The following is a 13,876-nucleotide window of genomic DNA, read 5'->3' as shown; positions in this document are numbered from 1 at the left end:
AGGTCATCTCCATGATCCATATATTGTGTTCTTTCAACAGCTGGTATTGCCTCTTTGAACTCACTCATATTACCTGCAAATAGGTAAAGGAGTGCTATAGATATTATAGTTAAAATTGAAACTATTATTATAATTAATTTCTTCATTTTATTCACTATCCTTCTTATTCGTTTGGACCACAGATAATATAAATAATATAGGAACTGCAATCACAAGAATGATATTTAGAATAGCACCTAGTGCTGTATCAACTGTTGGAATAGGTTTGAAGTTTCCAATATAAAAACCTCTCATTAAGTACTCAAAGAACATTAGCAAGTACATAAATGGTATTAATGATTTATATCTTAACGCTGTAGCAAGATAAATAAATCCAATAATTAACTGAGATAGTCCCCATAGGCTAAATATTCCTATAACTGCCATCTCACCATTATTTGTAAATGTATCTAAGGGTATACTTGCAATACTTTGTGCTCCACCATCAGCAGCAAATAGGTGATGTTGGCTACGCCATAATGTAACTACAGTTAATATATAGAATACATATAGTGCTATCTTAAATCCCTTATAGTTATTGTCGATTGTTTTTGGAAAAACTTTGTTTATTATTTCCTTCATGAAATCATTCCTTTCGTGTTACACTTGTAACAATTACGAATGTATTCTATAATACAATCATCTAGTATTGCAACACTTTTGAACCTAACAGTGTTAACTTATACAAATTGATAAGGAGATGTAACAGATGCGAGTAAAACAAATAAATGAATCAAGGAAATTAATAGTAGATGGGTTTTATTCATTATTAAGGAAAAAAAACTATACTGAGGTTTCTATGTCTGATATCGCTCAAGAGGCAATGGTATCTAGAATGACATTATATAGGCATTTTGATAGTAAAGAAAATATCTTTAGGTATGATATATCAATTGCATTTAAATCGATTGTTGATGAATTCAATAAAATGTCTAATAAGGATCTCAGAAGTCTGATATATATACGAAATGTAATGATGCATCAGAATAAAAAGATAAAATCAATTTTACAGAATGAATATCTTCAAGATATTTTGAGTGAATTTTTAAAAAACAATAATAGAGTATTTATTGAGGAGTTATTCGAGTTGAAAGAGATTGATAAATACCAAGTGATGTTTGTTAATGGTGGTATCAGTCAAATAACCAACAATTGGATAATGAATAATATGGATAAAACTCCTGAGGAGATTACTAATATCATTATGGATATTGTTGAAATGGTATTATAGGTATAAAAAGTTGCAACTAAAAGTGATACAACGAGCCGTATCATAAATAATTGACAATTATGATATAAAAAGTATAACAAAGCCCTTTTGGGCTTTTTTAATTGTCAGTTAATAGGATCATTTAAGAACGAACTAAATTTATATTGAAATAAATCTTGCAACTCCTTCATAGAGATGATAAAATAACAACGTGTTATAAAATATAACAACGTTATACTTTTTAGGAGTGTGAATAATGGTAAGTGTAAATAGTATAAAAAAAGAAAGAACAAAGAATGCTTTTATAGATACTACAGTAGAAATGATTATAGAAAACGGATATGAAAAAGCTACTGCTAGAGATATTGCTTCAAAAACTGGATATACAACAGCTACTTTATATAAACATATGAGCAGTTTAGATAACGTGTTTTGGTTAGTTAGAAATAAAATTATTGATGATTTAGTAGATCACATTATCTTGAAAACAAAGCATTCTCGTACTAAAGTGATAGAAAAAACATTTAAGGAGTATGTTGATTATATTGTGAATAAACCAAACCTTTTTAGGTTTCTATTTTTCTATCAACATCAGAAAGAGAAAACTGATTTTTACGAACATAGCTCATATTCAGAGCTAGGTAGTTTGTTTATGGATCAGTTTACAGAGTTAGGTGCGAAAAAAGGTATTAATCAAGAAGTAATTATGATAATGAATAGTACAATATTTTTCTCTGTACAAGGTATGTTAATGGTGTACTTGTCAAACAATTACGGTTTTGATCAGAAGATGCTTTACATGAACTTGGAAGGCATTTTAAAATTAGTGTTAGGAGATTAAAAGAATGAATATATTAAATGCGATTCTATTGAAAATCGCAACAATATGTTTTTTACTTTCAATTTTATTTCCGTTATTCGGATTGATAATAAGAAAGAGTAAAAAGCAAGGAAGTATGTATAAGTTAGCTAAATTTTCAAATACTTATCATGAGTACTTGGGAAAAGCAGCTTTATTGATAGCTGTAGTACACGGAGTTATTTCAAATGTGAAGTTTTTTAGTGTCAACTTTGGAACAATATGTATTGGTTTAATTGTTATATCAATTATCCCATCAGCATTCCATAAGAAAGAAGAAAATGACATCTGGAGGAAACTACATATAGGTTTAAGTGTATTACCATTTATTGCATTTGTATTACATATAGTTCTTGAAAGCCTTTAATAATATTTTGTAATATGAAGAAGTTAGTATATGGAGGTAAGTCATTATGAAGTGTATTGGTATTTGCTCTTGTAGGTCCTGTATTAGTACAGTGGGCTTTAAAACGAGCAGGAGAACACCACAAAACAAGAACTAAGTATGCATATTTTGTTCTTTAACCACAGAAAATTTTTGATTATAATTACATTATTTGCAACAAGAGAAAATACAAGCAATCTATAGCGTAGTGTTATAATAGCTTGTTTCTTTTTTACATTTGATATAATTTCCATAATAAGTTGCAACTAACTGTCGTTACAACGAGCCGTATCATAAATAGTTGTACCCGATACCGTACAATGAGCAGTGTCTTAAACTATAAAAAATCAAAATAAAGCAACCAAAAAAACTATAATAAAAAGAGGAGCTACATTGCTTTAAAATGCAATGTAGTTCCTTTAATTATGGAATGTATATTTCAAATAGATATGATATACTATAAATAGTGAATTATCACTTAACTACACCAAATCAATAACACACTCGTGTAGAAATAAATGAAAGGAGTATTAAATATGATTTATCAAAATTTAAGTAAAGAAAGAATGAATGTAAAAAACAACGCGCAGGTAGGTAAATTCATCTAGCCTATCTCAATTGAGGAAATGAGGAAGATGAAAAATGAAAATTGTAGAATATAATCACTCTTACGCACAAAAAGTAGCGGAGATGTGGAATAAAAGTAATGAAAGTTGGGGGAATGATGATACCGTTCAGACCAAGGAAGACATCATTGCCACAGAATCAACTTCAGGAAACTTAAAATTATACTTAGCTATCGATAATGACGAAGTAGTAGGGTATTGTAGTTTGTCTGAATACAAACAAGATGAGGGAGCTTCATACTTACCCTTGTTAAACGTGGTACCTGGGTATCATGGTAAAAAAGTAGGAAAGAAATTAATCCTAAAAGTATTAGAAGATGCCATTGTAACTAAATGGCCAAGATTTGATTTATACACATGGAGTGGAAATATAAAGGCGATGCCTTTATATAAGAAATGTGGATTCTTCTGGGAAAGAAAGAATGATACAGTTCACTTGATGAACTTTATCCCTTATCTATATCAAACAAAAGCTCTGGAAGAGTATCTAAAAAATATAGACTGGTATAAAGATAGTAAGAGAATAATCGATATGGAACAAGATGGAATAAAAAGAAATGATTTTGAGTATTATCGATATGATTTTGAAAACGAAACAACAAAACTAGCAATAGAGTTTGAGAAAACAGGTCGTGGAATTAGATACATAGATACACCTGATTATTCTATAGAAGTGACTATCAATGATCATGATTTAGTGTTTGATACTGAATATAATGTTACATATAAGATTATGAACAAAAAGAAAACTCCACTAGAAATTATATTAAAAGGTAAAGACAATAAAAACATCAAGTTTGATCTTGATAAAACAATTGTCGTGAAACAAGAAAAAATAATAACTGAATCATTCTACGTTGGAGAAATCACTAAGGATCAACAAAAAGGTAAAACACATCCTGTAGTAGAAACAGATGTATTCATTAATGGATTACACGCTAGTTTTAAAGTAGGTATTGAACCAAAATACCCAATCAAACTAAACTTAAGACCAGTAGAATATAATCATGTCCTACATAAAGAATATGAATGTTATTTAGATATAGAGAATAATCTATCATCAAAAGAAACATTCAACATTACCTTACCAAAAGGATTTGTAGTTTTTGAAGAAGATATTAATATTACTTTACAGGCAAAACAAAAAAAATCATTAACAGTATTGTACAAATTAAATGATTATGGGTTCTATAAAGAAGACGCAGAAATAACATACTCTGACAAAGAAGTAACCAAAGTAGTAAAGAAAACAGTATTTGCGCCATTTAAAGGAGCAAATAAATCTTTTACTTGTGAGTTAGAGAATCAAGTGTTTATCGTTAGTGGGAACTACATACTTAGATATAACATTATTAGTAATAACTTAGCATTAATTCAAGATTATGATATTGGACCTACAAGCTCATTTATGGTTCCTTCAATTGGGAAGCCTTATAGTTTAGAATTTAACAACATAAGACCAGCAATCACATTTACATCGGATAACGATATGGAAGTGGTGTTTACTTCTAAGACATTTAAAGATGTCATTTTAAAGATTCTTGTGAACCATTCATATGGACTTGCTACTGTGAGGTATGAATTGATCAATTTAGGTGACAAAAGAGAATTGGCACTATCAATTCCAGTATGGTATAACCTAAAAGATAATATTATCCCCTACAATAAAAAGCTATTAAACATCCCAGGAGTTGACGGGATAGAGTTAGCATTTTTGGACCATGATTTGATTGATGAAAACTGGTTATACAATAGAAAACTTAATTACGGATTTACATGGGACAAAGATTTAGGAATCAAAATAAGTGGATGGAAACTATCATTTGGTAAAGAGAACCTTGTGTTAGACACAAATGAGTCTCATACAACTCCTAACTTCTATATGTCTTTTGTTCACCAAAACGTAAAAGCAATTAGAGAGTTTTCAGGAAACAAAGAAGAAAAAAGAATGATGGGATATACAGAATTCAATGTGAATAACGGAAATCCATTTTCAACGAAAAAAATAGAAGTACAAGCAATCAACAATAAAAAAACAGATTTTAAAGGATCTATCATTGTTGATGATTCCAAAGAGAATGTAGATTCAAAAGTAGTTGTTACTCCAGGTCTACACAAAATAAAACTAGATTTGAAAGATAGAATCATCAATGAAAAAAGACTTACATTTAACGTCTCAGGAACAACTACTCTTTTAGAAACAGATGGAGTATTAGAAGTCAATAATGGGAACTTATCATTTAAAGCATCAAACGATTATGCAGATTCTATTTATTCGATTTTATTTAATAATCAAGAATGGCTTGATTCAAATTATCCAACACCAAAAGAAAGAGTATGGTGGGGAGACTTTGTTGGTGGAATCACACAACGTTGTGAAAGCATCCAAGACATATCAGCACTAAAAGAACAAAGAGAAGTAAAATTCATATCTCTAAAAGATAACTTTGGAAATGAATGGAGTGGAATTAAAACGTCATTGCTCATTCAAAAAGATGAAGGATTAAAAGGATTACGCTATGATTCTTATACATTGACATTGCCTGGTACAAATGTAGTTCATACATTTAGTAATATCATTAATGATTCAGGTAAGATTTACATTCGTAAAGGATTCCATAGATTCAACACTTTGAAGGTGGATGATGATCCTAGTAAAGTCAAATTCATTCACAAGAATCATCAATTCAAATGTGATGACATACAGTTTATGATTCATGCCGACAAACTAGCTACATTCAAAAGTAGCAGAGAATACATGATGCATATTTACAATCCTGAAAATGAGATGTCAGCTGAATCTCAAAAAGGATTTACAATTCTATTCAGTGAAGGTAACTTAACAATCCCTGATGGAAAACAAAAACAGTTTAGAGGAGATTTTATAGTCTTTGATAAAAACAATTTAGACAAGGACATGTTGCAAGACTTAGATAATATTAGATTTGAGGTGTAACTATGAATAAGAAAGCAGTAAAGAAAAGACCTACTAAAATAATCGATGCACATATTCACTTCTCAAACATTCAATCATTTAAGGATGTTAGTACGAAATCTAAAGTCGATTATTCCTTATATGGTTTTAATAAAGAGTTTAAGGATATGATAGCGATTGGTATGGGTGTGACTGAAAGTAAAGATGTATTTCCAGATGGAAACACACCAAATCCAATGATGTTGGATTTAGATATAAATCCCGATAACATGTATGTATGTTTAGGATATAACCCAAATCAAGATGTAAACATAGAAGAGTTTGAGAATCAAATCACTACAAAAACTGTTGGGTTAAAGATTTATGCTGGATACTATCATTATCATGTATGGGACGATGTTTATCGTCCGATATATGAACTGGCTAGAAAACATAATTTACCTGTTGTAATACATTCAGGTGATACATTTAGTGAAAAAGGATTGCTAAAATACGCACATCCTTTGGAAATAGATGAACTAGCATTTATGTATCCTGATATAAAGTTTATCATTGCTCACTTTGGTGATCCATGGATTATGGATGCAGCAGAAGTCGCACATAAGAATAAGAACGTTTATGTAGATTTATCAGGATTAATAGTTGGTGATGAAACTGAAGTAGATAGATTTAAAGTAGATGAGTTTACCTCTCATATAAGAAGAGGGCTTGTATACTTAGATAACTATAAGAAGGTTTTATTTGGTACAGACTGGCCACTAGTTGATGTTGAGAGTTACATAGAGTTCATAATGGAATTGATTCCTGATGAACATTTAGAAGATGTATTTTACGGAAATGCAAAAAGAGTATTTATATTAGATGGAGAGTAATCTCCATCTTTTTTATATTAAAATGCAACAAGATATAAAGTGAACTCTCAACTAATTCAACCAACGTTAGAATAAGTTCAATTATCTAGTTATTGTTGAATTGTGAAATAAGTACTATACTGTTTACAAGGAGGTGCTTCATGAACACCATTGAAATAGGGAAATACATAAAATCGAAAAGAATCGAAATGCATTTAACACAAAAACAACTAGCTGAGAAATTAAACATCAGCTTCCAAGCGGTATCCAAATGGGAAACAGGAACTACACTTCCAGATACATCTATATTATTGTCATTAAGCGATGTGTTAGAAGTAACTGTGGACCAAATCTTAAATGCAGGAGAATTTAGAAAACGAATGAATAAAAGAATAGACGTAGAAGAAGTGATTGGAGCAATTGATTCAATCAAAAAAATCAAAGATGTATTAGGTGCGAATAATGGTATCTATAAAACAATGATGATTGGAATTAATGAAAATGGTACAATCGATTTTGAAGAGATGCTTAGAGATGATCATCAAAGAGAAATCATTATAGCGAAATCATGTGTTCAGTTAATTATTGATGGTTATACATTAAGTGATGAAGATATTACAAAATACTTTGCAACAGATAAAGTTCAAGAAAAACTACGATTATATTCAAAAAAATATAATCAAGCATAACTAAAATTATAAATGTGTTTCGATGAAGCAAAAGGTATCTTTGATGATGCCTTTTGGAGAATGATTTGAATCACATAAAAAAGGCCTAATAATAGGCCTTTTTATTTATAGTAGTACACTCTTGATTACTTGTTGTATTTCCTTTGCGATATCATTAGTTTTTTTGTTTTTGAAATCGTTATACGCAACAGGTTTATGAATGACAACTTTTATTCTAGTAATGAATCTCCATTTTTTCTTTGGTGGTTTTACTAACGTTATTGGAACAATTGGTCGTTCACTTCTTAACGCTACTTTGAACGCTCCTGCTTTAAAATCTAGAACAGTATCGTTTCTTTTATTTCTAGTTCCTTCAGGAAAAATAATCATTGAATATCCATCTTGCACCCGTTGAATAACTGTTTTTATGGCTCTGGCACTCTGTCTTGCATCGTCTCTATGAATCATTACAAATCCCATTTTAGGGGCAAACTTGCCAATAACCGGAATCGTAAACGCTCCTTCTTTTCCTAATCCTGCGACAGGATAATTATATAAAGAGTTCATAATTAAAGTTGGATCTATCCAAGAGTTATGATTAGAGTAAATTGTAAATCCTGTATCTTTTGGTAAAAGTTCAAGCCCAACTACTTTTATTCGTATTCTAGAAAGATGAAATGGAACACTTGCAATTTGCTTTATCAATTTATGAGTAAACATTGATTTTTGAATCTTATCTTTTGGTAATAACAAATACAGTATTTCTATCAAACTCCATACTATGAATGCAGTTAGTAATAAACTTGATATCACACAGAGAATAATGACAGGCACATTATTAATGATACCGTCTTTTTCGTAATCAAAAAGATATATTGAATACCCTGTAAATGCAAAGTTCATTAATATTATTAGTAGTGTTAACATGATTCCACCTATATAACTTCCTATAAAGATAATTCATTATATCATAGTAGACATTAAATTTTGATGTAAATTAATCATTGAATTACATACACATATAACTAGAGTGTTAATAAATAAAATAAATATCTTTCAAATGTGATTATCACATTGCTAGCAAGAAAGTGCTTTTTTTATAGGGTATATGGTAAAATTGAATATGTAAGTAAAATACAATGATTAATAAATGAGTATAGGAGGAGTTTACATGAAAATAGTAGCGGTTAAAGATCCATTTGATTCTAGAGTTTCATTGGTACCTGACTCGGTTAAAAAATTACTCAAATTAGATGGTGTAGAAGTTATCGTAGAAAAAGGAATATCAAAGGTCTTTTCTGATAAAGAATACATTGATGCAGGAGCATCAATTAAAAGTAGATCAGACGCATTAAAGAATGCGGACATAGTGTTATGTGTGTCAAAACTGAACAAAGAAGATCTAGATAAGTTAAAACCAAACACTTTATCAATTAGCTTTTTAGATTTATTTACTGATAAAGAATACTTGAAAGATTTAGAAACAGGTAAAATATCTGCGATTAGTTTAGAGATGATTCCAAGAACAACTCTAGCGCAAAAAATGGACGCTGTAAGTTCACAAGCTTCACTTGCAGGTTATGTAGCAGTAATTGTAGGTAGTGAGCAAATGAATAAAATATTCCCGATGATGATGACACCAGCTGGAACAATTAAACCAGCCAAAGTATTTATTATTGGTGCAGGTGTTGCTGGATTACAAGCAATCGCAACTGCGAAAAGACTTGGAGCAAATGTTACTGCGTTTGATACAAGACCTGTAGTAAAAGAACAAGTAGAAAGTTTAGGTGGAAGATTCCTAGAAATAGATTTAGGTGAAATGGGAGAAACAGAAGATGGATATGCAAAAGCTCTTACAAAAGAGCAATTGGAAATTCAACAAAAAGAGATGGCAAAAGTAATACAAGATAGCGATTTAGTTATTACTACAGCTAAACTATTCGGTAGGAAAGCTCCTATTATAATAAAGAAAGAAGTAGTAAAAGGTATGAAACCAGGATCTGTCATTGTTGACTTAGCTGCATCTACTGGTGGAAATGTTGAAGGAACTTCGTTGGATGAAATTATTGAAGTAAACGGTATTAAAATAGTTGGAGACAAATCATTACCAAATAGGGTAGCGAAAGATGCATCAATTATGCTTAGTAGTAATATGACAAATATAATATCTCATTTCTTTGATAAAGAGAATAAAACATTTGATTATCGAGATGACGAAATACTGAATGGATGTTTGGTTACAAAAGATGGTGTTTTGGTTAATAAAAAATTGAAAGAATTTTATGGAGGTTAGCATGGGACTATTAATATTTGTACTTATTTTGGCTTCATTTTTAGGTTTTGAACTTATTTCAAAAGTACCATCACAACTTCATACTCCATTAATGTCAGGATCAAATGCCATTTCTGGTATTGCAGTTGTTGGTGCAATTCTTAGTCTACTTGGAAGTTTTCAAGTCGAAGAGCAATTACTTAGAGTTATCTTTGGATCACTTGCAGTATTTTTCGCAACAGTAAATGTTGTTGGAGGGTATTTAGTGACAGATCGAATGTTAAAAATGTTTGATGAAAAGAAAGAAGGTGCTAAGAAATGATTGATGCATTATATATCTTAGCTTCCATCTTATTTATATATGGTTTAAAAATGTTAGGGAATCAAAAGACTGCAAGAAAAGGTAATATGATTTCTGCACTTGGTATGTTAATAGCAATTGTTGCTGCATTACTTAGCGCATCTATCATTAACTGGGAGTTTATAGTAGTTGCTATGGTACTCGGTTCGCTTGTAGGTATCGTTGTATCAAAAAGAGTTGCTATGACATCAATGCCACAAATGGTTGCCTTATTCAATGGATTTGGAGGGATAGCTTCATTGTTAGTAGGTTGGGCTGAATTCCAAAAATATGTATTTGCAGGAACGCTGCAGACAGAAAGCTCATTTAGTCTTTTAGTAATATCGTTAGCTATATTAGTTGGAGCAGTTACATTTACAGGTTCGTTAATAGCGTACGGTAAACTTGCTGGTAAAATAACAAGTAAACCTGTTTTATATACAGGACAACAATTTGTGAATGCATTATTCCTCATCGCAATTGTTGTTGGAATTGTATTCTTTAGTTTTAATTTAGTATTACCAATTGCTACGATGATTTATATCATTGTAGGATTATCATTAATATATGGTGTATTATTTGTTATTCCGATTGGTGGAGGAGACATGCCAGTTGTAATCTCATTACTGAATTCATTCAGTGGGGTTGCTGCATGTATCACAGGATTTGTAGTATCTAATAATGTATTAATCGTAGCCGGAGCCTTAGTAGGATCTAGTGGATTAATTCTTACACAAATAATGACAAAAGCAATGAATAGAAAACTAGGGAATGTATTATTCAGTGGATTTGGAGCAACGTCAAAATCATCTTCAGATTCAAAAGATTTTGGAGAACCAAATCCAATCAATGTAGAAGATGCTTATTATATTTTAGAAGCAGCTTCAAATATCCTTATAGTTCCTGGTTACGGTATGGCAGTAGCACAAGCACAACATGTAGTTAGAGAATTAGCAGGAATATTAAAAGAGAATGGAGCAGAAGTTAATTACGCAATTCATCCAGTTGCAGGTAGAATGCCTGGACATATGAATGTATTATTAGCTGAAGCAAATGTTGATTACGACCAACTTAGAGAAATGGATGATGTCAATCCAAATATCGAACAAGTTGATTTAGCAATAATTATTGGAGCAAATGATGTTGTAAACCCAGCTGCAAGAAACGATGCATCATCTCCAATTTATGGAATGCCAATCATAGATGTTGATAAAGCAAGAACAACAATTGTTTTAAAACGTTCAATGAGTCCAGGATATGCTGGAATTGAAAATCCATTGTTCTATAGTGATAATACAAGAATGTTATTCGGAGATGCAAAAAAATCAGTACAAGGATTGGTTACAGAGTTTAAAAGTTAACGCACAAAAAAAGCCAACTATTATTTTAGTAGTTGGCTTTTGTTTATTTATATGCTTTTTTCCACTTCCATAATTACATCGTTTAATGTTGGCACCCCATATGCAGTAAGTATTTCATCGTCTAAAACAACTAGAGGTAACATGTGAGAAAGAGTTTCTTCGATATTTTCTTCATTAACTCTGAATTTTGCTTTTGTGTTTCCTAGTAAAATATTCATTTTACTTATTAGTGCTTCTGATTCGAAATCAGATATTGGAAGTATATCTACATTTAATTCAGATTTAAAGGTGTGCTCCTTTAAATTATCTACTAATTTATTCATATCCTCAACAACTGTAGACCCAGCGCAACCGCAATTACAACCGCAACCTTCATTAGGTGTAGTATCAAGAATCACTTCTATATTTTGTTTCATTTTGTCAGCTCCTTTATATATTTGTATACTAGTAGATTACTATCTATACCTACTTATACAAAACGTTGTACACTGATTAGACATATGTTTTTAATTAGCATCAGTTATTCTAAATTATTAAGTAGTAAATAAAAAGCATCCATATTTGGATGCTTTGTTTTATTCTGTATATTCTTCCTCTACAAAGTTGTAGTCACTGTAAAGATATATCTTACCTAGGTTCTCTGCTTTCAAAACCATATTTCGGCAATCATTATTTATGTTTTTAATATACACTCTTTTGTTAAGTTTCTCATATTTTTCTGTAAGTAGACTTAATGCTTCAACTCCGGAATAATCAAATATTCTTGCATGTCCAAAGTTAATAATTACTTTTTCAGGATCGTTCGTTGGATCAAAACGTTCATTGAAGTTTGCGACAGAACCAAAGAATAATACACCTTTAACATGATATTCTTTACAACCATTTTTTGAGTCTGCATATTCAATAAGAATATTGTTTCCTTTTTTCCATGCGAACACCAAACTAGACGCAACGATACCAAGACCAACTGCAACAGCTAAATCAGCAAACACTGTTACTACAGTAACAAGTATGATTACAAAAGCATCACTTTTTGGTATCTTTTTAATGATTCTAAAGCTTAACCATTCAAATGTAGATATAACAACCATAAACATAACTCCTGTTAAAACAGCGATTGGTATTTGCTCTATTAGTATTGAACCAAATAGGATGAATGCTAATAAGAACAATGCAGCTGATATACCAGACAATCTTGTTCTACCACCATTTTCTACGTTGATAATAGATTGCCCAATCATAGCACAACCACCCATACCACCAAATAGTCCTGTAACAGTATTGGCAATTCCTTGTCCAATACATTCTTTATCTGTTGAACCTCTTGTATCAGTAATATCATCTACTAATCTAAGAGTCATTAATGATTCAATCAAACCTATTGATGCGAAGATAAATGCATAAGGGAATATGATTTGTAAAGACTCAAATTCAATTGGGATATTAGGTATATGTAATGTTGGAAGGCCACCTTTAACACTAGCCAAATCTCCTACAGTTGTAACATCTATATTAAACAGGAATACAAACAAACTGATTGAAACAATAGCGATAAGTGCTCCTGGTAAACTCTTTTTGTACTTTGGTAAATAATGCATAATCAACATAGTAATTATTACAATAAGGATTGTAATAATAAATCTTACATCAAATATCCATTCATCATTCGTTTTGAAGTTTCCAATTTGCGCTAAGAAGATCACAATAGCCAAACCATTCACAAAACCTAACATAACAGTCTCAGGTATGATTCTAGAAAACTTTCCAAGTTTTAATAGTCCTACAGTAATTTGTATTAATCCCATTAATACTACCGCAGCGAATAAATACTCAACTCCATGTTCAAAAACCAACTCTACCATAACAACCGCTAATGCTCCAGTTGCACCACTGATCATTCCCGGTCTTCCACCGAATATAGAAGAAAGTAATCCAACAATAAATGCTGAGTATAATCCTACAAGTGGAGATACACCAGCTACAAATGCGAATGCTATAGCCTCAGGTATAAGTGCAAGTGATACAGTTATCCCTGCTAGTAATTCAGTTTTGATATCTCTTTTTCTGTTAAAAAACTTATTCATTATTCTTGTCATATAAACAACACCTTTCAAAAAGTCACAAGTAGAATACTAACATATATAAGGGTTATGTACAGTCTTTTATACCGTATATATATACAATAAGGATGGAAAACGTTTTTATTAACTTCGATTCATTTTTTATTGCTCTAAAATAAAAGTTTTAAAGTTTTTTATTTGTTCACATTCAGTTCAAATAACTATTGTAGACTTCTCGTGTAAGCTCAAGAAGAGCGACTGGAGGAATTT

13 protein-coding genes are annotated in these 13,876 nt (G+C 30.9%); 9 read left to right on the top strand and 4 right to left on the bottom strand.

All coding sequences use genetic code 11. The features are described from left to right. Positions 1-147: 147 nt before the first annotated feature. Positions 148-621, bottom strand: a complete 474-nt coding sequence (locus tag AC2LE6_RS03040) for a hypothetical protein (RefSeq protein ID WP_484477772.1) — start codon at positions 619-621, stop codon at positions 148-150. 127 nt (positions 622-748) lie between these two features. Here AC2LE6_RS03040 and AC2LE6_RS03035 point away from each other — a divergent pair, with 127 nt between their 5' ends. The 6 genes from AC2LE6_RS03035 to AC2LE6_RS03010 all read left to right on the top strand — a co-directional run bounded on the left by AC2LE6_RS03035 (position 749) and on the right by AC2LE6_RS03010 (position 7,594). Then, positions 749-1,270 (top strand): TetR/AcrR family transcriptional regulator, encoded by a 522-nt coding sequence (locus AC2LE6_RS03035; RefSeq protein ID WP_484477771.1) that lies wholly within the window; start codon positions 749-751, stop codon positions 1,268-1,270. A gap of 235 nt (positions 1,271-1,505) precedes the next feature. Beyond that, positions 1,506-2,090 carry a TetR/AcrR family transcriptional regulator gene (locus AC2LE6_RS03030; protein WP_484477770.1) on the top strand — a complete coding sequence of 195 codons (585 nt, stop codon included), beginning with the start codon at positions 1,506-1,508 and terminating at the stop codon, positions 2,088-2,090. A 115-nt stretch (positions 2,091-2,205) separates the two neighbouring features. Continuing rightward, positions 2,206-2,475, top strand: a complete 270-nt coding sequence (locus tag AC2LE6_RS03025; RefSeq protein ID WP_484477769.1) for a hypothetical protein — start codon at positions 2,206-2,208, stop codon at positions 2,473-2,475. A 660-nt stretch (positions 2,476-3,135) separates the two neighbouring features. Beyond that, positions 3,136-6,075, top strand: a complete 2,940-nt coding sequence (locus tag AC2LE6_RS03020; RefSeq protein WP_484477768.1) for a GNAT family N-acetyltransferase — start codon at positions 3,136-3,138, stop codon at positions 6,073-6,075. Between the two features lie 2 nt (positions 6,076-6,077). Further along, a complete protein-coding gene (locus AC2LE6_RS03015; protein ID WP_484477767.1) occupies positions 6,078-6,926 on the top strand; it encodes an amidohydrolase family protein in 849 nt (282 codons plus the stop codon). Positions 6,927-7,066: 140 nt separating this feature from the next. Next, positions 7,067-7,594, top strand: coding sequence for a helix-turn-helix domain-containing protein (locus AC2LE6_RS03010; protein ID WP_484477766.1), 528 nt, complete (start codon positions 7,067-7,069; stop codon positions 7,592-7,594). 105 nt (positions 7,595-7,699) lie between these two features. Here AC2LE6_RS03010 and AC2LE6_RS03005 read toward each other — a convergent pair whose 3' ends face one another. After that, on the bottom strand, positions 7,700-8,500 hold the full coding sequence (locus tag AC2LE6_RS03005; protein ID WP_484477765.1) for a lysophospholipid acyltransferase family protein: 801 nt from the start codon (positions 8,498-8,500) through the stop codon (positions 7,700-7,702). Between the two features lie 244 nt (positions 8,501-8,744). Between AC2LE6_RS03005 and AC2LE6_RS03000 the strand changes: the two genes are divergently transcribed. Genes AC2LE6_RS03000 through AC2LE6_RS02990 form a run of 3 tightly spaced genes read left to right on the top strand, consistent with a single transcriptional unit; the run spans position 8,745 to position 11,546 of the window. Next, positions 8,745-9,866: an NAD(P) transhydrogenase subunit alpha gene (locus AC2LE6_RS03000; protein ID WP_484477764.1), complete on the top strand. Its 1,122-nt coding sequence runs from the start codon at positions 8,745-8,747 to the stop codon at positions 9,864-9,866. A gap of 1 nt (position 9,867) precedes the next feature. Continuing rightward, positions 9,868-10,167: an NAD(P) transhydrogenase subunit alpha part 2 gene (locus AC2LE6_RS02995; protein WP_484477763.1), complete on the top strand. Its 300-nt coding sequence runs from the start codon at positions 9,868-9,870 to the stop codon at positions 10,165-10,167. Continuing rightward, a complete protein-coding gene (locus AC2LE6_RS02990; RefSeq protein WP_484477762.1) occupies positions 10,164-11,546 on the top strand; it encodes an NAD(P)(+) transhydrogenase (Re/Si-specific) subunit beta in 1,383 nt (460 codons plus the stop codon). Before AC2LE6_RS02995 ends, AC2LE6_RS02990 begins: the two co-directional genes overlap by 4 nt. 47 nt (positions 11,547-11,593) lie before the next feature. Here AC2LE6_RS02990 and AC2LE6_RS02985 read toward each other — a convergent pair whose 3' ends face one another. After that, on the bottom strand, positions 11,594-11,962 hold the full coding sequence (locus tag AC2LE6_RS02985; RefSeq protein WP_484477761.1) for a hypothetical protein: 369 nt from the start codon (positions 11,960-11,962) through the stop codon (positions 11,594-11,596). A gap of 159 nt (positions 11,963-12,121) precedes the next feature. Next, complete coding sequence (locus AC2LE6_RS02980; protein ID WP_484477760.1) at positions 12,122-13,642, bottom strand: SulP family inorganic anion transporter; 1,521 nt, start codon at positions 13,640-13,642, stop codon at positions 12,122-12,124. Between the last annotated feature and the right edge of the window lie 234 nt (positions 13,643-13,876).

This window comes from Candidatus Izemoplasma sp. (assembly GCF_982632705.1).
The sequence above is the reverse complement of the archived record's forward strand: the minus strand, read 5'-3'. Positions and strand labels throughout refer to the sequence as shown.

Coding starts and splice junctions, on each gene's coding strand:
- AC2LE6_RS03025 (WP_484477769.1), top strand. CDS start 2,206: ATGTATAAGTTAGCTAAATTTTCAAATACTTATCATGAGTACTTGGGA.
- AC2LE6_RS02995 (WP_484477763.1), top strand. CDS start 9,868: ATGGGACTATTAATATTTGTACTTATTTTGGCTTCATTTTTAGGTTTT.
- AC2LE6_RS03040 (WP_484477772.1), bottom strand. CDS start 621: ATGAAGGAAATAATAAACAAAGTTTTTCCAAAAACAATCGACAATAAC.
- AC2LE6_RS03000 (WP_484477764.1), top strand. CDS start 8,745: ATGAAAATAGTAGCGGTTAAAGATCCATTTGATTCTAGAGTTTCATTG.
- AC2LE6_RS03015 (WP_484477767.1), top strand. CDS start 6,078: ATGAATAAGAAAGCAGTAAAGAAAAGACCTACTAAAATAATCGATGCA.
- AC2LE6_RS03035 (WP_484477771.1), top strand. CDS start 749: ATGCGAGTAAAACAAATAAATGAATCAAGGAAATTAATAGTAGATGGG.
- AC2LE6_RS03005 (WP_484477765.1), bottom strand. CDS start 8,500: ATGTTAACACTACTAATAATATTAATGAACTTTGCATTTACAGGGTAT.
- AC2LE6_RS02985 (WP_484477761.1), bottom strand. CDS start 11,962: ATGAAACAAAATATAGAAGTGATTCTTGATACTACACCTAATGAAGGT.
- AC2LE6_RS02980 (WP_484477760.1), bottom strand. CDS start 13,642: ATGACAAGAATAATGAATAAGTTTTTTAACAGAAAAAGAGATATCAAA.
- AC2LE6_RS03020 (WP_484477768.1), top strand. CDS start 3,136: ATGAAAATTGTAGAATATAATCACTCTTACGCACAAAAAGTAGCGGAG.
- AC2LE6_RS03010 (WP_484477766.1), top strand. CDS start 7,067: ATGAACACCATTGAAATAGGGAAATACATAAAATCGAAAAGAATCGAA.
- AC2LE6_RS03030 (WP_484477770.1), top strand. CDS start 1,506: ATGGTAAGTGTAAATAGTATAAAAAAAGAAAGAACAAAGAATGCTTTT.
- AC2LE6_RS02990 (WP_484477762.1), top strand. CDS start 10,164: ATGATTGATGCATTATATATCTTAGCTTCCATCTTATTTATATATGGT.